At 73.2% G+C, this 18,685-nt stretch carries 20 protein-coding genes and 2 pseudogenes; 10 read left to right on the top strand and 12 right to left on the bottom strand.

What is annotated here, in order from left to right; all coding sequences use genetic code 11:
* Window positions 1-171: 171 nt before the first annotated feature.
* Complete coding sequence (locus OO62_RS08545) at window positions 172-2,322, bottom strand: VMAP-C domain-containing protein (RefSeq protein ID WP_033266671.1); 2,151 nt, start codon at window positions 2,320-2,322, stop codon at window positions 172-174.
* On the bottom strand, window positions 2,322-2,738 hold the full coding sequence (locus OO62_RS08540) for a CU044_2847 family protein (protein WP_033266670.1): 417 nt from the start codon (window positions 2,736-2,738) through the stop codon (window positions 2,322-2,324). Before OO62_RS08540 ends, OO62_RS08545 begins: the two co-directional genes overlap by 1 nt.
* Window positions 2,739-2,899: 161 nt before the next feature.
* Here OO62_RS08540 and OO62_RS08535 point away from each other — a divergent pair, with 161 nt between their 5' ends.
* The 3 genes from OO62_RS08535 to OO62_RS08525 all read left to right on the top strand — a co-directional run bounded on the left by OO62_RS08535 (window position 2,900) and on the right by OO62_RS08525 (window position 5,387).
* On the top strand, window positions 2,900-3,082 hold the full coding sequence (locus tag OO62_RS08535; protein WP_033266669.1) for a DUF6104 family protein: 183 nt from the start codon (window positions 2,900-2,902) through the stop codon (window positions 3,080-3,082).
* Between the two features lie 224 nt (window positions 3,083-3,306).
* A complete protein-coding gene (locus OO62_RS08530; protein WP_033266668.1) occupies window positions 3,307-4,227 on the top strand; it encodes a DUF4097 family beta strand repeat-containing protein in 921 nt (306 codons plus the stop codon).
* Between the two features lie 2 nt (window positions 4,228-4,229).
* A complete protein-coding gene (locus tag OO62_RS08525) occupies window positions 4,230-5,387 on the top strand; it encodes a PadR family transcriptional regulator (RefSeq protein WP_033266667.1) in 1,158 nt (385 codons plus the stop codon).
* A 57-nt stretch (window positions 5,388-5,444) separates the two neighbouring features.
* Here the strand turns inward: OO62_RS08525 and OO62_RS08520 are convergent, their stop codons facing one another.
* From OO62_RS08520 to OO62_RS08510, 3 genes are all read right to left on the bottom strand, one after another.
* Window positions 5,445-6,587 carry a serine hydrolase domain-containing protein gene (locus OO62_RS08520; protein ID WP_033266666.1) on the bottom strand — a complete coding sequence of 381 codons (1,143 nt, stop codon included), beginning with the start codon at window positions 6,585-6,587 and terminating at the stop codon, window positions 5,445-5,447.
* A gap of 104 nt (window positions 6,588-6,691) precedes the next feature.
* On the bottom strand, window positions 6,692-7,255 hold the full coding sequence (locus OO62_RS08515; protein ID WP_033266665.1) for a Clp protease N-terminal domain-containing protein: 564 nt from the start codon (window positions 7,253-7,255) through the stop codon (window positions 6,692-6,694).
* Window positions 7,255-7,464 carry a helix-turn-helix domain-containing protein gene (locus OO62_RS08510; RefSeq protein ID WP_033266922.1) on the bottom strand — a complete coding sequence of 70 codons (210 nt, stop codon included), beginning with the start codon at window positions 7,462-7,464 and terminating at the stop codon, window positions 7,255-7,257. Before OO62_RS08510 ends, OO62_RS08515 begins: the two co-directional genes overlap by 1 nt.
* 146 nt (window positions 7,465-7,610) lie before the next feature.
* Here OO62_RS08510 and OO62_RS08505 point away from each other — a divergent pair, with 146 nt between their 5' ends.
* Together OO62_RS08505 and OO62_RS36380 are read left to right on the top strand one after the other, a co-directional pair.
* Window positions 7,611-8,372 (top strand): antibiotic biosynthesis monooxygenase, encoded by a 762-nt coding sequence (locus tag OO62_RS08505; protein ID WP_033266664.1) that lies wholly within the window; start codon window positions 7,611-7,613, stop codon window positions 8,370-8,372.
* Window position 8,373: 1 nt separating this feature from the next.
* Window positions 8,374-8,879 (top strand): annotated as a pseudogene (locus OO62_RS36380) (cupin domain-containing protein).
* Window positions 8,880-8,883: 4 nt separating this feature from the next.
* On the opposite strand, the gene OO62_RS08495 reads toward OO62_RS36380, so the two are convergent.
* The 3 genes from OO62_RS08495 to OO62_RS08485 form a co-directional block, all read right to left on the bottom strand.
* Window positions 8,884-9,495 (bottom strand): HutD/Ves family protein, encoded by a 612-nt coding sequence (locus OO62_RS08495; RefSeq protein ID WP_033266663.1) that lies wholly within the window; start codon window positions 9,493-9,495, stop codon window positions 8,884-8,886.
* Window positions 9,492-10,454 (bottom strand): zinc-binding dehydrogenase, encoded by a 963-nt coding sequence (locus OO62_RS08490; RefSeq protein WP_033266662.1) that lies wholly within the window; start codon window positions 10,452-10,454, stop codon window positions 9,492-9,494. The genes OO62_RS08495 and OO62_RS08490 overlap by 4 nt, the downstream gene beginning before the upstream one ends.
* A gap of 135 nt (window positions 10,455-10,589) precedes the next feature.
* On the bottom strand, window positions 10,590-11,819 hold the full coding sequence (locus OO62_RS08485; protein ID WP_033266661.1) for an NAD(P)-dependent malic enzyme: 1,230 nt from the start codon (window positions 11,817-11,819) through the stop codon (window positions 10,590-10,592).
* A 532-nt stretch (window positions 11,820-12,351) separates the two neighbouring features.
* On the opposite strand from OO62_RS08485, the gene OO62_RS08480 reads away from it, so the two are divergent.
* From OO62_RS08480 to OO62_RS08470, 3 genes are all read left to right on the top strand, one after another.
* Window positions 12,352-13,326: an ABC transporter substrate-binding protein gene (locus OO62_RS08480; protein WP_033266660.1), complete on the top strand. Its 975-nt coding sequence runs from the start codon at window positions 12,352-12,354 to the stop codon at window positions 13,324-13,326.
* Between the two features lie 61 nt (window positions 13,327-13,387).
* The gene (locus OO62_RS08475) at window positions 13,388-14,329 is read left to right on the top strand and encodes an amino acid ABC transporter permease (RefSeq protein WP_033266659.1); all 942 of its coding nucleotides are present in this window, start codon (window positions 13,388-13,390) and stop codon (window positions 14,327-14,329) included.
* A gap of 47 nt (window positions 14,330-14,376) precedes the next feature.
* Entirely contained in the window at window positions 14,377-15,129 is a 753-nt protein-coding gene (locus tag OO62_RS08470) for an amino acid ABC transporter ATP-binding protein (RefSeq protein ID WP_033266921.1), read from the top strand.
* Window positions 15,130-15,188: 59 nt separating this feature from the next.
* Here OO62_RS08470 and OO62_RS08465 read toward each other — a convergent pair whose 3' ends face one another.
* The gene (locus OO62_RS08465) at window positions 15,189-15,950 is read right to left on the bottom strand and encodes a class I SAM-dependent methyltransferase (protein WP_033266658.1); all 762 of its coding nucleotides are present in this window, start codon (window positions 15,948-15,950) and stop codon (window positions 15,189-15,191) included.
* 94 nt (window positions 15,951-16,044) lie between these two features.
* Here OO62_RS08465 and OO62_RS08460 point away from each other — a divergent pair, with 94 nt between their 5' ends.
* Window positions 16,045-16,674, top strand: coding sequence for a CGNR zinc finger domain-containing protein (locus OO62_RS08460; protein ID WP_033266657.1), 630 nt, complete (start codon window positions 16,045-16,047; stop codon window positions 16,672-16,674).
* On the opposite strand, the gene sodX is transcribed toward OO62_RS08460, so the two are convergent.
* Window positions 16,578-17,048, bottom strand: a complete 471-nt coding sequence (gene sodX / locus OO62_RS08455) for a nickel-type superoxide dismutase maturation protease (RefSeq protein WP_033266656.1) — start codon at window positions 17,046-17,048, stop codon at window positions 16,578-16,580. The genes OO62_RS08460 and sodX overlap by 97 nt on opposite strands.
* Window positions 17,049-17,205: 157 nt before the next feature.
* On the opposite strand from sodX, the gene sodN reads away from it, so the two are divergent.
* Window positions 17,206-17,601 carry a superoxide dismutase, Ni gene (gene sodN / locus OO62_RS08450; protein WP_033266655.1) on the top strand — a complete coding sequence of 132 codons (396 nt, stop codon included), beginning with the start codon at window positions 17,206-17,208 and terminating at the stop codon, window positions 17,599-17,601.
* A 413-nt stretch (window positions 17,602-18,014) separates the two neighbouring features.
* Here the strand turns inward: sodN and OO62_RS08445 are convergent, their stop codons facing one another.
* Complete coding sequence (locus OO62_RS08445; protein WP_033266654.1) at window positions 18,015-18,323, bottom strand: SCO5918 family protein; 309 nt, start codon at window positions 18,321-18,323, stop codon at window positions 18,015-18,017.
* A 99-nt stretch (window positions 18,324-18,422) separates the two neighbouring features.
* Window positions 18,423-18,685, bottom strand: a pseudogene (locus OO62_RS08440) (DEAD/DEAH box helicase); the annotation flags it as partial.

Below are 18,685 nucleotides of genomic sequence, written 5' to 3'. Positions count from 1 at the left end.
GTGCACGGGGCGCGGTTTGCGCATGTGCCGGGCCGTGAGCCGGCCCGGTGCGGGCCGAGCGGCCGGGCCGGGAGCGGGCGCCGGGCGCATGCGCGGGGCGCGCGCGGCGCCCCGGCAGCCTCCCCCGTGCGCGCGGCGCCCCGGCACCCCCGACGGGCGGCCGCCGCGCACTCATCCGGGCGACACCTGGGGCCGGTCCGGGAACAGCTGCGGAATCGGATCCTCCGGATCGTCGTAGAGGAGCACCAGATCGCGCGCCCAGTGCGCGGCCTCCCCGGCGGCCTCCGCCGCCTTGGCGCGCAGCTGCCGCACCAGCTCGGGCAGGCGGACCACACCGCCCGGGCCCTGGAGCAGCTCCCGGATCCCGCGGTGGAACTCCTCGCAGGAGGCGTCGCAGGCCCGCTCCTCCCCGTGGCCGCGGGCCGGCCAGAGCGCGGCCGGGAAGCCGGTGTCCAGCGCGGCACCGACCGCGTCGCGGCCGAACCCGTCGGCGACCGTGTGGCACAGCGCGGGCAGCGCGCCCTGGTCCGCCGTCTCCAGCAGCCGCCAGATCGCCTCGGCGGAGCCCCCGCCGGGGCGCGGGCCGGCGCCCGGGTGCGGCGGGAGGCGCAGCGCCCGCAGTTCGGGGGCGGCGGCCAGGCCCTGCCAGCGGCGCAGCCAGGCCGGGTCGACCTGCTGGCGCCGCCCCTGGTCGCGCAGGACCACCGCGCGCCCGGGCCCCACCGGCCGCCGCCGGGCGGTGCGCCGGGGGGAGGCGGCGACCTCCCACTGGCCGGCGGCGGTGTGCCAGCGGCCCTCGGGGACGGCGACCTCCAGGCGTACCCGGGCGCCCGGGCCGGCGTCGCCGTCGGCCTGCAGCAGCCGTCCGCCGAGCCGTTGCAGCACCTGCTCCCGCGCCTGCTCGAAGGGCACCCCGCCGGCCGCTTCCTGGACGTCCACCCGCAGCCACTGGCCCCGCCCGTAGCCCTCGCTGACCGACCAGTTGTAGAGCTCGTGGCCGCCCTCGTCGTAGAAGAGCGGCTCGAACTCGACGAGCACCGAGCGCGGCCGGCGGCGCACCGGCCCGATCCTGCGGCGGTCCTGCGGCTGCAGCACCACCGCCTTGGCCTGGACGAACTCCGCGAGCCTGGCCGCGTCCTCGCGGACCGCGGCGGCCTGCTCGTCCGGTGCGTCCCGCACCTCGTCGGCGCTGCGCTGAGCCACGATCCGCAAGTAGTGCACGAAGGCGCGCAGTTCGGTGTACGGATCGCTGCCCTGGTAGAGCGCGCCGTGGCCGTCCCGCCAGGTACGCAGCGTCCAGGCGCCGGGCCCCCCGCCGCGCTCCAGCACTTCGCCGACCGCCGCCTCCACCACCAGCGGGTCGCGGGGTGCGGGCAGCCGGGCGAGCAGATGCAGCGCCTGCAGCCGCTCCTGTACCCCCCACAGCCGGCCGCGCCCCGCCATGATCGCGTGCTGGGCGTCGAACCAGGTGGGCCCGCCGGCCCGGCCGAGCTCCTGCCCGGCCCAGTGCCAGCGGTCGTGCAGGCCGGTGAGCGCGTGGTACGGGTCGGGGCCGAGGTCCTCCGCGCCGGCGGCACCCTCGACCAGGTGCTCGGGACCCAGCCCGCGCAGCGCGGTGACGGGCACCGCGAGCCCGACGTGGTCCTGCTGGTGGCGGCCCTTGACGATGCCGACCACCTCGCCGCGGTCGCAGTCGAGCAGCGGCCCGCCGGAGGCGCCGGGAGCGACCCGGACGTCGCTGCCGAACTGCAGCCCGCGGGCGTCCCGGGCGCCGAACCGGACGGCGATGAACGGGTCGACCGGGGCGGCGGGCGGCGGGGTCCCGGCGGCGCCGCACCCGGCACCGGACTCGCGTATGTCGCGTTCACCGGGCCGGGACCCGCCCGACTGTTCGTGCCCGCGGAAGATGTAGGCGTCCTCCAGGAGCGTCGCCGGCTGGTCGCTGAGCCAGGCGCAGGGGTGCGCGGGCGCGGGGTCGCGCAGCCGGACCAGGGCGAGGTCGGCGCGGGCGGCGGGCCCGGCCTGCGGGTCGGGCCGGCTCAGGTCGTACGCGAGCCGCGCGGGCGTCACACGGCCGCCGAACGCGACCCCGAACTCCCCGTCCGGGCCGGTTGCCCGGCGCCGGCCGTCGCTGGCGGTGAGCACATGCGCGCAGGTCAGCACCCATCCCGGCGCGATCAGCACACCGCTGCCCCACAGCGGGGCGTCGGGCACGCCGGGTGCGGCGCGCAGCGCGACGGTGGTGCGTCCGGCGAGGTCGAGGAGCTGGGCGTACCGGGCGCGGTCGCCCCGGCCGGCGGCCGGTCCTTCGGGGGTGGCCATCAGCGGCCCGCGTCGTCCGGCTCCCGGACTCCGGGCGGTGGCGCCCGGTGCTCCTCGGGTGCGGGCGCCCCGCCGTCCCGGCGCCAGGTGAGCGTGACGGACAGATTGGCCTTGGCCTCGCCGTCCGCGAGCAGGGCCACGGCCTTGCCGGGCTTGGCCGACAGCTCCACGCCGAAGGTCACGCTGGTCTCGTCCGGCGCGACCCGCGCGGCGGCCTGGCGGACACTGCTCGCGACCCCGCCGATCACCTCGCGGAGCCCCTCGACCCGGGCGCCGAGCGCGTCCCAGGCGCCCACGTCCTCGAAGTCGTCCGCGCTCCCGTCGGGCCCGGCGAGACCCGGGGCGTCGAGCCGGGAGACCCGGGCCCAGACCTCCGTACCGTCGGGCATTTCGATGCGCTGCGCGCGCTCGTGCATCACGGCCTCCTGCTCCCCCTGAACGGCAATTCGGCCATTCCCCCATTGCCGCAGGGCCGTTGACAGGTGATCAGGCTAGCCCGCGGCCGCCTGTGGCGCGAGAGGTCCGTGGGCCTGCCTATCCTGGCCGGGAATGTCCCATGACCCCTGGTGGAGAGCGCGTGTATTTCACTGACCGTGGCATCGAGGAGCTGGAGAACCGGCGCGGCGAGGAGGAGGTCACCCTCGGCTGGGTGGCCGACCAGCTGCGGACCTTCGTCGATCTGAACCCGGACTTCGAGGTGCCGGTGGAGCGGCTGGCGACCTGGCTGGCGCGCCTGGACGATGACGACGAGGACGAGTAGCCGGGCGAGGACGAGCAGCCGGCCAGCGGCCGGCAGGAGCCTGCCGGGGCGGCGGAACGCCCTGGTCAGCGACGCTTCCGTGGGGGCCCACCCCTAGGGGTGCCACCCCACGGAACGGGGGTCGGCTCGGGGTCGGGGCCGCTTGACTTCCGCAATCCGCGATATATCGTGTTCATTGAGAACGCGATATGTTGCGTTGCACGGCTATCCAGGGGAGGCCAGGAATGTCAGCCCGGACCGAGTGGTCGCAGAATCCCGTACAGGTGACCGAGCCACGCACACTGGAGATCGCCGAGCCCGTCGATGCGCTCAACGTGCGCCTGTACGGCGGCACGGTCAATGTCGTCGGCACCTCGGACGGCGGCCCGGCCCGCCTGGAGATCAGCGAGCTGCACGGGCCGCCGCTGACCGTGTCGTGCGACGGCGGCGTCCTGTCGGTCGCGTACGAGGACCTTCCCTGGCGCGGCTTCCTGAAGTTCCTCGACCGCCGGGGCTGGAACCGCAGCGCGGTGGTCTCGGTGACGGTGCCGGCCGGCACCCGCGTGGAGGTCGGCGTGGTCGGCGCCACCGCGGTGGTCTCCGGCATCTCCGGCGACACCGACGTCCGCGGCGTCACCGGCGACAGCACGCTGGTCGGGCTGACCGGCGCGGTGCGCGCCGAGACGGTGTCGGGAAACGTCGAGGCGCAGGCACTCACCGGCGACCTGCGCTTCACCTCCGTCTCCGGCGACCTGACGGTCATCGACGGCGCGGGCGGCGCGGTGCACGCCGACTCCGTCAGCGGCGACATGGTCCTCGACCTGGACCTCGCTCACGCCGCCGACATCAATCTGACGTCGGTCTCCGGGGAGATCGCCATCCGGCTGCCCGACCCGGCGAACGCCCGGGTGGAGGCGGACACCACGACCGGCACGGTCGCCAACGCCTTCGACGCCCTCCGGGTCAGCGGCCAGTGGGGCGCGAAGAAGATCACCGGCTCGCTGGGCGCGGGCAGCGGCACCCTCAAGGCCACCACCGTCTCCGGCGGCCTGGCCCTGCTGCGCCGGCCCGCCCGCGAGGACGGCCACAGCGGGCCGGACGGCGCCGGCACCGGTCCGCACGAGGACTCCCCGACCGCCCCGCCCGCCGGGAAGAAGGTGCTCTGAGCATGCCCCCCGTCTTCGCCCACGGCCGTCTGCGCCTGTACCTCCTCAAGCTGCTCGACGAGGCCCCGCGGCACGGCTACGAAATCATCCGGCTCCTGGAAGAGCGCTTCCAGGGCCTGTACGCCCCCTCCGCCGGCACGGTCTACCCGCGGCTGGCCAAGCTGGAGGCCGAGGGGCTGGTCACCCACGCGACCGAGGGTGGCCGCAAGGTCTACTCGATCACCGACGCCGGCCGGGCCGAACTCGCCGACCGCGGCGGTGAGCTGGCCGAACTGGAACTGGAGATCAGGGAGTCGGTCGCCTCGCTCGCCTCCGACATCCGCGCCGACGTCAGCGGCTCCGCCCGCGACCTGCGCCGGGAGATCCGGGAGGCCGCCAAGCAGGCCCGCGAGGGCAAGCGGGCTGCCACCGGGGCCGGGCGCGCGGGCGCGGAGAAGCAGGCAGCCGGCGACGAGGGCGGCGGCCGGCCGTTCCCGGAAGCCTCGGACCACCTCGACGCCGCCTTCGGCGACAAGGACGCCTGGCGACAGGCGAAGGAGGAGTTCCGGCGCGCCAAGGACGAGTGGAAGGAACAGGCGCGGCGGGCCAAGGAGGAGAGCAAGCGGGCCAGGCAGGACGCCCAGCGGGCCCGTAAGCAGGCCAGGGACGCCCAGGTGTTCGCCCGCGAGGAGGTCCAGCAGGTCATCCGCCGCGTGCAGGAACAGGCGCAGGGGGCGGTGCGGACCGGCGACTGGTCGGGCGCGGTGCGCGAGGCGCTGGCCGAGGTCTCCCGCGAGGTCGGCCGCTTCACCGGCGACCGTCGTCCCGGCGAGGGCCGGGCCGCGGAGGGCGCCGACGGCGGCGGCAACGGGACGGCCCGGGTGACCGTCGAGCGCGTCGACCCGGCGGAGGAGACGTCCGCAGCGGGCCCGCCGGCCGCCGCCCCGCCCGCCCCGGCGTGGGCCGGCGAACCGGCCAGCGGCGACCCGGCCCGCGACTTCGACCGGCTGCTGGACCGCTTCCGCGACGATCTGCGGGACGCGGCCCGCGACCACGGTGTCACCGCCGAGCAGCTCAAGGAGTCCCGCCGCCGGCTGTCCACGGCCGCCGCCCACATCGGCGCGCTGCTGCGCGAGCCGGAGCGGTACGCCTCGGCCGCGGACACCGACAGCGACGGGTAGCGGGCCGGCGCCCGGCGGCCGGGGCGGTCACCCCGGGTGGTCAGCCCCGGCCCGGCCTCAGGACGCCACGCACTCCCGCAGCGCCCCGATGAGCCGCTCCGCGCGCCGGTCGCCGCTGCCGCCCATCAGGTTCGCGGTGTAGGCGAAGCCCACCCCGAACGCGTCGTCGCCGAAGGCGAACTGGCCGCCCGCCCCACTGCTGGCGAAGGAGCGCGGGCCCAGCAGCCGGCGGAACGGCGAGTCGAGGAGGAAGCCGGTGCCGTAGCGCGCGCCGAAGTCCGGCAGCCCCGACCAGGACGCCCCGCCCGAGCGCGGCCGGACCGCGTCGCTGAGGGTGTCCGCCGAGAGCAGCCGCGGTGCGCCGGCCACGCCGGTGGCGGCCGCCGCGTACAGCGTGGCCAGCCCGCGCGCCGACGAGACCGCGCCGGCGCCGGGGATCTCGGCGGTCAGCAGGGCGGGCCCGTTGTAGCCGTGCGGGTCGTCGAGGCCGGGGAAGGGCAGCACACCGTTCATCGTCAGGGACCGCATGGGCAGCGTGTCGGCGTCCGGCAGCGCCGGCCGGCCCGCGGCCTCGGCGAGCCGGGCCATGCCGGGCAGTTCCTCGGGCGGCAGCCCGATCCAGGTACGCAGCCCCAGGTCGTCGGCGACGGCCTTGCGGAACCAGGCCCCGGGGGTGAGGCCGGTGAGGCGCCGGATCACCTCGCCGACGACGAAGCCGAAGGCATGCGCGTGGTACTCGTACGCGGTGCCGGGCTCCCACAGCGGGCGCTGCTCCTCCAGGGCGCGGATCACCGGCGTCCAGGCGGTGACCTCCTCGAAGGTCAGGTGCTGCTCGGCGAGCGGGATGCCGGCGGTGTGGTCGAGCACCATCCGGGTCGTGATCCGCTCCTTGCCGTGCCGCGCGAACTCCGGCCAGTAGGCGGCCACCGGCGCGTCGAGGTCCAACTGCCCCTGCTGGGCGAGCAGATGGGCGCAGACGCTCACGACGGCCTTGGCGCAGGACATCACCGGAAGGACGGTGTCCTCCTCCCAGGCCCGCCCGGTGCGGCCGTCGGCGATGCCGCCCCACAGGTCCACGACCTTGCGGCCGCCCACGAACACGGTGACGGCGGCGCCGAGTTCGGCCCCCTCGTTGAAGTTGCGGGCGAACGCGTCCGCGACGGGACCGAAGCCCTCGTCGGCCGCTCCGTGGTGTGACACCTGGTGCTCTCTTCCTCGTGTGCGCCGGCGGCCCCCCGTGGGCCGCCGGCCGCGTCACGATAGGCGACCGGTCCACGCGCGCTCGACCGAATATTCCGCGCCGGTCAGCTCGCGCGCCGCCGACTGCCCTCCCCCAGCACCCGCAGCACCTCGGCGTACGTCACCCCGTGATCGGCGAGCACCGCGGCGGCCGGCCCCGGCCGCGCCGTGAGGGCCATCAGCAGATGCTCGTCGCCGAGGTGCCGTTCGCCGCGGCCGACCGCGATGCGCAGCGCGCGCTCCAGGACCGCCTTCGCCTCCGCGGTGAACGGCCGGCGTGCCCGCCCGCGGCGCCCGGCGGGGCCGCCGGCGGCCAACGCGCCCACCCCGTGCGCCCGTTCCACCCGGGCCACGATCTCGTCGACGTCGATGCCGAGCCCGGCCAGCGCCGCCGCGTCCTGCGCCGTGATCCCGCCGCGCCGGCGCACCGCCGCCAGCGCCCGGGCCACGGACGCGCGCCGCTCCCGGACACCGAGTGCGCCGAGCGCCGTCGCGGCCGGTGATGCCGTACGGTCCAGCAACGCCAGCAGCAGCTCCGGTTCGCCGACCGTGCCGCTGCCCGTACGCTCCGCCTGTTCGGCCGCTCCGCGCACCACCGCGCGCGCGTCCGCCGTGAACTTCTCGAACATCAGCGCCTCCCGTGCTTCTTGTGCACCGCTTGCCTGCTGACCCCGAGCTCCGCCGCGATCTCCTGCCACGACCAGCCCTTGGCCCGCGCACTGCGCACCTGTACGGCTTCGAGCTGCTCCAGCAGCCGCCGGAGCGCGGCCACCGCCCGCAGTCCGACCCTGGGGTCCTGATCACCCGCCCGTTCGGCGAGATCCGTCGCTTCGGTCATCCTGTCAATGTACGTTGACACATCCCACTCGTCAACCATCGTTGACATCTCCTGCGGTGCGAAGACCGACCCCCTTGACCTCAAGCGCGGTTGAGGAAGCAGGCTCCTGATCACCACCCGCCGAACGGCGCAGAACGGAGCCGCTGATGCCGCTGTCCACCGACTTCCCCGACGTCCGCCGCCCGGACGCCGCGACGGTCCTCGTCAGCCCCTGGCTCGTGCCGGCCCCCGGTCTCCAGGCGCCGGCGGCCGCGTCCGTCCTCGCCGAATGGGAGCACCGGCAGCGCCCGGACGCGATGCTCTCGCTCACCGCCTTCCTGAGCACCGACGGCAGCCACGTCCTCAACTACGCGCAGTGGACCAGCGACGACGACCACCGGGAGTGGGTCCGCACCGGACGCCCCGCCGTCGTCCGCCGGATCGACCGGGCCCTCGCCGGCATCCGGCGGCCCGGCCCGGTGCGCTACCGGTGGTACCGCAGCCATGTGCCGGCGGAGAACGCCGGGCTTCGCCCCGGGCTCCTGGTCACCCCGGCCCACTCCACGGACGGCCCGGCCGCCCAGCGGGCCGTCGCCGACACCGTCGTCGCGGTGCTGCGCGAGGAACGGGTGCCGGGCCTGCTCGGCGTCCACCTCCACCTCCACCTCAGCCGGGACGGCCGGCGGGTGCTCCGGTACACGGAGTGGACCGACGACGCGGCGTGGCACGCCTCCGCCGGTCAGGGCCACGCGGCGCGGCTGGACGCGGCCCTCGCCGGCCTGGCGGGCGTGGCCCCCGCCCCCGCGCTCGACCCGGCGGGCGCGGCGCCGCCGGACCGCGAAGCGGCCGCCCACCCGGATCTGCCGGCGGTTCCGCGGTACCACCTCTACGGAAGCCTGCTCAACATCGCACCCCCGCAAGGAGCCTGACATGTCCTACCCCGAGCCCCGCTACCTCGGCGACAACGGTGCGGTCTCCGCCGCGTTCCGCCCCGCCGACACCCCGCCCGAGCTGGTGCGGGGCGCCAACCGCACGCACTACCTGGCCACGCACGCCACCACCGGCGGCGACTTCGGCCTGTACCGCGTGGACATGGGCCCTCATGCCCCGGGCCCCGGTACGCACTTCCACCGGACGATCTCGGAGTCCTTCTTCGTGCTGTCCGGCTCGGTGCGGCTCTACGACGGCGAGCGCTGGCTCACCGGCGGGGCCGGCGACTTCCTGTACGTACCGCCGGGCGGCCTGCACGCCTTCCACAACGACACCGGCGACCCGCCTCGATGCTGATGCTCTTCGCGCCGGGCGCGCCCCGGGAGGAGTACTTCGAGCAGGTGGCGGAGAAGGCGCGGCGCGGCGGGCAGGAGTTCGCGGACTTCCTGGTCCGGCACGACAGCTACTTCGTCGAGGAGGAGCCGGACGGGACCGCGCGGGGCTGACCGGTCAGCGGCCGGCGGTGAGGGCGATGACCGCCGCGGTGCCGTCGGTCCGCAGTTCGGCGGCCGCCGTGCCCGGCCCCGACAGCAGCGCCGCGTCGAACCGGCCCAGCCGCACCGGCGGCCGCCCGGCCGCCGCGAGCAGGGCGGACCCCTGGAGCGCCACCACCACGAGGGCGTCCGGGACGTCGCTGTCCGGGTCCGCAGGCCGGAGCGGCGGCAGCGTCCGGGTGCCCCGTACGGTCTCGACGGTGGCCGCCGCCCGCCCGTCCCGGAGCATCACATTGAGGTTGACGACCGGGCCGGCGAGCAGCCGGCAGTCGGTGGCGGCACCGCCGGGGAAGGCGAACGGGCGGTACCGGTCCGCGAGGAGGTGGCGCGTGCCGTCCACGGTCAGCTCCAGCCCGCCGCCTTCGACGACGGTGAGGATCCGCCGGACGCCGGGCAGCGGCGAGTACGGGCCGTCCCGGCCGACGTCGGCCAGGCTGACCCGCCAGGCGAAGCTGTCCCAGCCGGCACCCGGCGGGTGGGCGGCGACCTCGCGGGTCACGCCGCCGCCGTTGCTCCACGGGGCGGCGGACCGCTCCGCCGCCCGCAGGATCCGCGCCTCCCCGGTCACACCGTCAGCACGATCTTGCCGAACAGGTCGCCCTGCGCCATCTTCGCGAAGCCCTCGCGCGCCCGGTCCAGCGGCAGCGTCGAGTCGATGACCGGCCGGATGCCCTTGGCGGCGCAGAAGCTGAGCAGGCCGGCCAGCTCCTCCTTGGTGCCCATCGTCGAACCGACGATCCGCAGCTCCAGGAAGAAGATCCGGTTGAGCTCCCCGCTCTCGGGGGTGAAGCCGCTGGTGGCACCCGAGATGACGAGCGTGCCACCGGGCTTGAGCGACTTGATCGAGTGCGACCAGGTGGCGGCGCCGACGGTCTCGATCACCGCGTCCACCCGCTGGGGCAGCCGCTCCCCGGTGGCGAACACCGCCTCCGCGCCCAGTTCCAGGGCGCGCTTGCGCTTGGCCTCGTCCCGGCTGGTGGCGAAGACCCGCAGGCCGGCGGCGGCACCCAGCACGATCGCGGCGGTCGCCACCCCGCCGCCCGCGCCCTGCACCAGCACGCTGTCGCCCGGCCGTACGCCCCCGTTGGTGAAGAGCATCCGGTACGCGGTCAGCCAGGCGGTCGGCAGGCAGGCGGCCTCCGCGAAGGACAGCTCCTTCGGCTTCGGCAGCACGTTCCAGGCGGGGACGGTGACCTGTTCGGCGAAGGTGCCCTGATAGCGCTCGGTGAGGATCGAGGGCTTCTCCCGGGGACCGACGCCGTGGCCGGTCTGGCCGATGACCGAGTGCAGGACGACCTCGTTGCCGTCCGCGTCGATCCCGGCGGCGTCACAGCCGAGGATCATCGGCAGCGTGTCCTCGGTGATGCCGACACCGCGCAGCGACCACAGGTCGTGGTGGTTGAGGGAGGCGGCCTTGACGTTGACGGTCGTCCAGCCGGGGCGTACGTCGGGGGCCGGGCGCTCCCCCAATTCGAGGCCGTTCAGCGGCTGGTCACGGTCGATGCGGGCGGCATAGGCAGCAAACATGATCCCAAAGTAGGCCGCGACCGCGGCTTGCGGTACCGCGCAGAGGTGTGACACGCGCCGCGCCGTCGCACCGCAACGGGCCGGGCCCGCACCCCTGTCAGGTGCGGGCCCGGCCCGTCGGCGGATGCCGCGATGTCAGCGGCGCGCCACGCCCTCGGCGCGGGCGGCCGCCGCGACGGCGGAGGTGACGGCCGGCGCGACCCGCTCGTCGAACGGCGAGGGGATGACCCGGTCGGCGCTGAGTTCATCGGCGACGACGGCGGCCAGCGCCTCGGCGGCGGCGAGCTTCATGCCCTCGGTGATCCGCGAGGCCCGCACCTGCATGGCCCCGGCGAAGATCCCCGGGAAGGCCAGCACGTTGTTGATCTGGTTGGGGAAGTCGCTGCGCCCGGTGGCGACGACCGCCGCGTACTTGTGCGCGACGTCCGGGTGGATCTCCGGGTTCGGGTTGGCCATCGCGAAGATCAGCGAGTTCTTCGCCATCTTCGCCACCGCCGCCTCCGGCACCGTGCCGCCGGAGACCCCGATGAAGACGTCGGCGCCGTCCAGCGCCTGCTCCAGCGAGCCGGTCAGCTGCGCCTTGTTGGTGAAGCCGGCCACCTCGCGCTTGACGTCGGTGAGGTCGTCGCGGTCGGCGGAGACGATGCCCTTGCGGTCGCAGACCGCGACGTCTCCGATGCCCGCCTCGATGAGGATCTTGGCGATGGCGACACCGGCCGCGCCGGCGCCCGAGATGACCGCCCGCAGCTGCCCCAGCGACCGGTCGGTCAGCTTGGCGGCGTTGCGCAGTGCGGCCAGCGTGACCACGGCGGTGCCGTGCTGGTCGTCGTGGAAGACCGGGATGTCCAGGGCTTCCTGGAGCCGGCGCTCGATCTCGAAGCACCGGGGCGCCGAGATGTCCTCCAGGTTCACGCCGCCGAAGGACGGGGCGAGCCGGACGACGGTCTCCACGATCTCGTCGGTGTCGGTGGTGGCGAGCGCGATCGGCACCGCGTCCACCCCGCCGAACTGCTTGAAGAGGATGGCCTTGCCCTCCATCACGGGGAGGGATGCCTCCGGGCCGATGTCACCGAGGCCCAGCACCGCTGTGCCGTCCGTGACCACGGCCACGACCTGGGACTTCCAGGTGTAGTCGTGCACGAGCTCGGGCTGCTCCGCGATGGCGCTGCACACCTTGGCGACGCCCGGCGTGTAGGCGAGGGACAGGTCGTCCCTGTTGCGCACCGGGACGGTGGCCTGGATGGCCATTTTGCCGCCGCGGTGCAGCGCGAAAGCGGGATCGAAGGTGCCGTCGGGCGCCGTGCCCGCTCCTTCGTCCGCGCCCGTATTGCCGTCGCTGCGAGGATTGACGATCTCCGCTGCCACTTGTCTTACCCCTTTTAATCGAAAAATCTGCTGAGGGTGGCCACTCCCTGGTTGAGGAGTGGGCGGGCACCGCGTCCGCGCCCCGCCTGGCGGATGGCCGCCGCGCGGGGGGAGGTACGGACGCCGGGCGCGCCGCACACGCGCCCTGAGCCCCGGATGAGGGGTGTAACGAACCTTTCTACCGGACGGGCGCGGGCCCCGACGAGTCAGATTCATTACCCTCGAGTTCAGAGGCACGACAATAACGGCGAAATACACAAAACCCGCAGAAGCTCACCCCCGTCCGATGTCCGGACTCCGAGACGCCCGGAGCGCACGCCACGCCCCCCGCGCCCCGTCGGCGGCCGGCTCCCCTTACGGCACAAGGGCGCCACCTCGCCGTATCCGTCCGTTATCCGATTTTGACCTGAACGACAGTCCGAATACCGGAGTCCGGATGGCAGGATTCCGTCACCAACCCAGGTCGCGACGCTCAAAGGTGTGTGCCGGCCCCTTTTGTCACGTCAGCTTCTCCATCCGCAGGAGGATCAGCATGACCGCAAGCACCACCCGTCGCCCGGCCACCGGCAGGTCACACAAAGCCGTGGCCGCCGCGGCCGCGGTCGTCGCCTCGCTGATGCTGCTCAGCGCCTGCGGCGACCAGACGGACGCGGCCATCGCCCGGCGTGAGGCGCAGAAGAACCGCGACGTCAACGCGCCGCTGTTCAAGATGCTGCCGAAGGACGTCCAGGAGAAGGGCCTGCTCCAGGTCGGCTCGGACATCACCTACAAGCCGGTGGAGTTCCGCTCCAACGGCGCGATCGAGGGCATCGACCCGGACCTCGCGGCGGCGATGAGCAAGCAGCTGGGCATCAAGCTCAACTTCAACAACGCCACCTTCGACACCCTCATGGGCGGGCTGAAGTCCAAGCGCTACGACATCTCGATGTCGGCCATGACCGACACCAAGGAGCGCCAGGAGGGCATCGACAGCAACACCGGCAAGAAGATCGGCCAGGGTGTCGACTTCATCGACTACCTCAACGTCGGTGTCTCGCTCTACACCCAGAAGGGCAAGACCAAGGGCGTCGACGGCTGGGAAACGCTGTGCGGCAAGAAGCTCGCGGTGCAGCGCGGCACGGTCTCGCACGACCTGGCCAAGGACAAGTCGAAGGCTTGCCAGAAGAACGACCAGCAGCCCATCTCCATCGAGGCGTACGACAACGACTCCGAGGCCCAGACCCGGCTGCGCACCGGCGGCGTGGACGCCGTCTCCAGCGACTACCCGGTCGCCGCGTACGCGGTGAAGGTCTCCGGCCACGGCAACGACTTCCAGATGGTCGGCGGCGCACCGCTCAAGGCGGCGCCGTACGGCATCGCGGTCCCCAAGGGCCAGGAGAAGCTGCGCGACGCGCTCAAGGCAGCCGTGGAACGCACGATCAAGAACGGCTCGTACGCCAAGGTCCTGGACAAGTGGGACGTCAAGGACGCGGCGGTCAAGGAAGTGCAGCTCAACGGCGGCAGCTGAGCCGCCGGCAGCCGTCCCGTCCCCTCCGGCCACTCCCGCCGAATGCTGAAAGGCAACATCCGTGTCAGTTGACGTCGACAAGCCGGCGCAGCCGCCGGCTGACGCTCCGCCGCCCCAGCCCGAGCCGATCAAAGCCATCCCGGTCCGCCACTACGGCCGGTGGGTGGCGGCGATCGTCGTCGTCGGGCTGATCGCCCTGCTCTTCCGGGCCTTCGCCTCCGGGAACGTCAACTGGGGCGCCATTCCCCAGTACATGTTCAACGCGGACATCCTCAAGGGCCTGCGCAACACCCTGCTGATCACCGTGCTCTCGATGATCATCGGCATCGTGCTCGGCGTGATCCTGGCCGTGATGCGCCAGTCCAAGAACCCGGTGACGTCGTCGGTGGCGTGGTTCTACGTCTGGTTCTTCCGCGGTACGCCGGTCTACGTCCAGCTGTTCCTGTGGTTCAACCTCGGCCTGGTCTTCCAGTACATCGACATCATGCCGATCTACAAGGACGAGTGGTCGGACTTCATGACCCCGTTCCTGTGCGCGCTGCTGGGCCTCGGCCTGAACGAGGCCGCCTACATGGCGGAGATCTGCCGGGCCGGCCTGAACGCGGTCGACGAGGGCCAGACCGAGGCCGCGCACGCGCTGGGCATGAGCCACGCCAGGACGCTGCGCCGGATCATCGTCCCGCAGGCGATGCGGGTGATCGTGCCGCCGACCGGCAACGAGGTCATCAACATGCTGAAGACCTCCTCGCTGGTGATCGCCGTGCAGTACTACGACCTGCTGCAGGCGGCGCAGAACGTCGGCCGGGACTCGGGCGTCGTGGTCGAGATGCTGATCCTCGCCGCCGCCTGGTACCTGATCGCCACCACGGTGCTGAGCATCGGGCAGTACTACCTCGAGCGTTACTACGCCCGCGGATCCAGCCGCCAGCTCCCGCCCACTCCGCTCCAGCGCGCCAAGGCGAGGCTGACCGGCGGCTTCCACCGTGCCGGAGGTGCGGCATGACCAGCAAGATCACCACGAGCACGACCGCGGGGACCAGCGGCGGTCCCATGGTCCTGGCCGAGGGCGTCCACAAGTCCTTCGGCGCGGCCCACATCCTCAAGGGCATCGACCTGGAGGTCGCGCCCCGGGAGGTCTTCTGCCTGATCGGCCCGTCCGGCTCCGGCAAGTCGACGTTCCTGCGCTGCATCAACCACCTGGAGAAGGTCAACGCCGGACGCCTGTCGGTCGACGGCGAGCTGGTCGGCTACCGCGAGCACAACGGCAAGCTCTACGAGCTGCGGGACCGCGAGGTCGCCGCCCGCCGCCGCGACATCGGCATGGTCTTCCAGCGCTTCAACCTCTTCCCGCACATGACCGCGATCGAGAACGTCATGGAGGCGCCGATCCAGGTCAAGGGCGAGTCCAAGGCCGCCGCCCGGGAGCGCGCGACCAAGCTGCTGGACCGCGTCGGCCTCGCCGACAAGGCCGGGAACTACCCCTCGCAGCTCTCCGGCGGCCAGCAGCAGCGCGTCGCCATCGCCCGGGCGCTGGCCATGGAGCCCAAGCTGATGCTCTTCGACGAGCCGACGTCGGCGCTCGACCCGGAGCTGGTCGGTGACGTCCTGGACGTCATGAAGGACCTGGCCGCGGACGGCATGACGATGATCGTCGTGACCCATGAGATGGGCTTCGCCCGTGAGGTCGGCGACTCGCTGGTCTTCATGGACGACGGCGTGGTCGTCGAGTCCGGCCACCCGCGCGAGGTGCTCACCAACCCCCAGCACGACCGGACGAAGTCCTTCCTGTCCAAGGTGCTGTAAGGCGCACGCAGAAGTGGGCCGCTCCCCCGGGGAGCGGCCCACTTCTGCGTGCGGGGGTGCTACTTCAGCCCCAGCACCAGCGCGTCGGTGGGTGAGGACCACACCGCACGGGCCTCGCCGAAGCCCGCGTCGCGCAGCGCGGCGGCGTGCCAGGCGGCCGAGGGGGTGTCGCCGTCGGCGTGCTCACCGTAGATCGCGAAGCGCTCGGCGGTCGGCGCGGCCAGCCGCGGGTCGGCGGCGGCCAGTTGCCACCACTCGGACCAGTCGACCGCGCCGGACGCCTTCGCCTCGCCCATCCGCGCGTGCCGGAAGGCCCGCTCGGCGGCGTTGATCCGCGGAGTGGACTCCTCGGGCATGCGGTCGGCGTTGAGGAAGACCCCGCCGTCCCGGACGAGGGTGCCGAGCTGGCCGTAGAGTCCGCGCAGGTCCTCGCTGTGCAGCCAGTGCAGCGCGGTGGCGGTGAGCACCGCGTCGTAGCTGTCGTGCGGCAGCCGCTCCGTCCACCGGGGGTCCTTCAGGTCGGCCCGTACGAAGCGGACCCGGGACTCGCCCTCGAAGTACCCTTCGGCGATGGCCAGCAGCGCGGGATCCAGATCGACGCCTACGCTCTCGGCCCTCGGGAACCGCTTGAGCAGCCGGTCGGAGATACTGCCCGTACCGCACGCCAGATCCAGCACCCGGGGCTCGGGGCCCACCAGCGCCTCGACCATGTCGAGCATCACCCGGAACCGCTCCTCGCGGTCGGGGAGGTACCACTCCTGCTGACGGTCCCAACTGTTCTGCCACGCCTGCCAATCGGCGCCGACGACGGTCTCGGTCATCGCTTCCCCTTCAGGCCGTAATACCCTCGTAGTAACAACGCCCATTACTACGTCCAAGTACTCGCACCCTAACCCCCGCCCGTAAGGACTACAAGTGGAACTGGCCTATTACTCGGACTACGCCGTGCGACTGGTCAACACCGAGCAGCCCGAGCGCGGCGGCGACAGCCTCACCTCGGTCGAGGCCGTACGCGAACTGTTCGGAGCGGCCCAGCAGGCGGCCCGGCGCGCGACCGAGAGCGATGTGACCCGGCTCCGCACGGTCCGCGCCCGGCTGCGCGCGATCTTCGAGGCCGCGGACGCCGGCGACGAGGTACTGGCCGTGGACCTCCTGAACGCGCTGATGATGGAGTTCCCGGTCAGCCCGCAGATCTCCGGCCACGAGCACCGGGACGACGACGGCCGCCCCAAGTGGCACATGCACATCGCCGACCACGCGGCCAACGCGACGGCGGGCTTCACCGCGACCGCCTGCATGGGCCTGGCCTTCCACCTGACCGAACTCGGCGTGGACCGCCTGGGCATCTGCGAGGCGGCCCCCTGCCGCAACGTCTACCTCGACACGTCCACCAACCGCTCGCGGCGCTACTGCTCCGACCGCTGCGCCACCCGCGCCAACGTCGCCGCCTACCGCGCCCGCAAGCGCCTGGAGAGCGAGCGCGCGGCCCGTACGGGACGGACCGCCGAGACCGCCCAGGATGCCACCCCGGCGACCGAGCGCTGAACGCCGCGCGGCGGCCGCAGGCGCACCCAGGCGCGGGCGATGACCAGCTCGTCCGGAACCGCCCCGAATTCCCGGCTGTCGTTCTCGACGGACGGATTGTCCCCCTGGACCCACCAGCCGCCGTCGCGCCGCCGCACCGCCCGCTTGACGATCAGCAGGTCCTGCCGGAACGGGTGCCGCAGCACCACCACGTCACCGGGCCGCACCGCCGACCCGTAACGGACCACCAGTTGGTCACCGGGCTGCAGCGTCGGCATCATGGACCGGTTGTAGACCTCGGCCAGCCCGAAGGCGCGCAGCCCCCTGGGCCGCTCCGGCCCCTGTTCCGCGCCCTCGTCCTGCCCCGGCCCGCGCTCGTGCACCCGCTCCGGCATCCCGTACCTCCCGGTCCGACCCGCTCACCGGTCCATCCTCCAACAGTCCCGGAGTGACACCGGACTTTTGCCCTAAGACCCCCGGCCCACCCGAGAAAAGCCTTCCCGCACCGAGTAATCTCGCACCTGAGAAGACGATCACGAGGAAGGACTGAACATGCTTTCGCGCCTGTTCGCCCCCAAGGTCAAGGTCAGCGCCCACTGCGACCTGCCCTGCGGCGTGTACGACCCGGCCCAGGCCCGCATCGAGGCCGAGTCGGTCAAGGCCGTCCAGGAGAAGTACCAGGCCAACGAGGACGCGGACTTCCGCACCCGCGCCGTCCTGATCAAGGAGCAGCGCGCCGAGCTGGCCAAGCACCACGTCTCCGTGCTGTGGAGCGACTACTTCAAGCCCCCGCACTTCGAGAAGTACCCGGAGCTGCACCAGCTGGTCAACGACACCCTCAAGGCGCTCAGCGCCGCCAAGGGCTCGAACGACCCGGCCACCGGCCAGAAGGCTCTGGACTACATCGCCCAGATCGACAAGATCTTCTGGGCGACCAAGAAGGCTTGAGGCTTACCCGGGCGGTCTGACCCGCACTTCCGCGGGTTCGCCTCGTCCACCTGTCCGCACCCGGTCCGCATGCCGCCCAGCAGGGCGTCCATGACGGAGCGGGTGCGGTCTTCTTTTGCCGGAAAGACCGTCGAAGCGTCCGCCGGCTTCCGCCAGGGCCCCGAGGCGATGACGCGCTCGCACGCGCGCAACCGCAGGACGTGCAGGGGAACGCGGCCGCCCCGGCTCGGTCCGCGACTGGTCCTGACGGCCGGTCACGTGCTCATCCGCGACGACGGCACGGCCTCCCCGCGCGTCCGGGTGCGCTCCGTACGCAGCGCGGGTTGCTCCCGATCCTCGGGTGAAGGACCTGGCGGAGGCCGCGGAGATGCTGACCGGGCGCCGTGGGCGGCATCCGCCCACGGCGCGACGGCTCAGACCTGGGGCGGGTCCCCCAGCAGGGCCGACGCCGCCTCCAGGGGGGTGACGGGGGTCGGGGGGACGGCCCCGGCAGCGGGGCGGCACTCGAAGCCGAGGCGGGTCAGGGCCCGCGTCACCTCACCGGCGGTGAAGTCCCGGCGGTCCTGGCCGGTGATGATCTCCCCGACCTGCTTGACGGGGTACTGGCGACGGCCGATGAGCACGGACTCACCCGTGACGGGTTCGGGCGTGATGCCCTTCATCGCGTCCTGTACCTCGGTCTTGATCAGGTCGAAGGGGAAACGGGCGATGACACAGCGCATGGTGCCTCTACAGGGTCGAGGAGGAGCCGGGAACGGATCGCCGGCCGGGCGGGGAGTGGGGTCAACGGGGGCGGAAAGCGTCGCCGTCCGGGCCGGGACCTACGCGGACGAACCCGGGGAGGTCCGTCGCCGGGAAGTCGGGGCCGCGGACCGGGGTGCTCCCGCGGAGCGCCGGGCCCGGTCGGATCGGCTGCGGCTGCCGCGCGAGGCGGAGCCGCCGCGCTTGGCCCGCTCGGCGGTCGGTGCGGCGATGGTGACGGGGATGCCGGAGGGGGTCCGGGCGCCGGTGATGCGGTTCAGTTCGGCCTCGCCGGAGCGGACCTGGGTGGACTGCGGGGTGATGCCGGCGTCGGCCATCAGGC

This window comes from Streptomyces lydicus (genome assembly GCF_000717345.1).
Classification (GTDB): Bacteria; Actinomycetota; Actinomycetes; order Streptomycetales; family Streptomycetaceae; genus Streptomyces; species Streptomyces lydicus.
The sequence above is the reverse complement of the archived record's forward strand: the minus strand, read 5'-3'. Positions and strand labels throughout refer to the sequence as shown.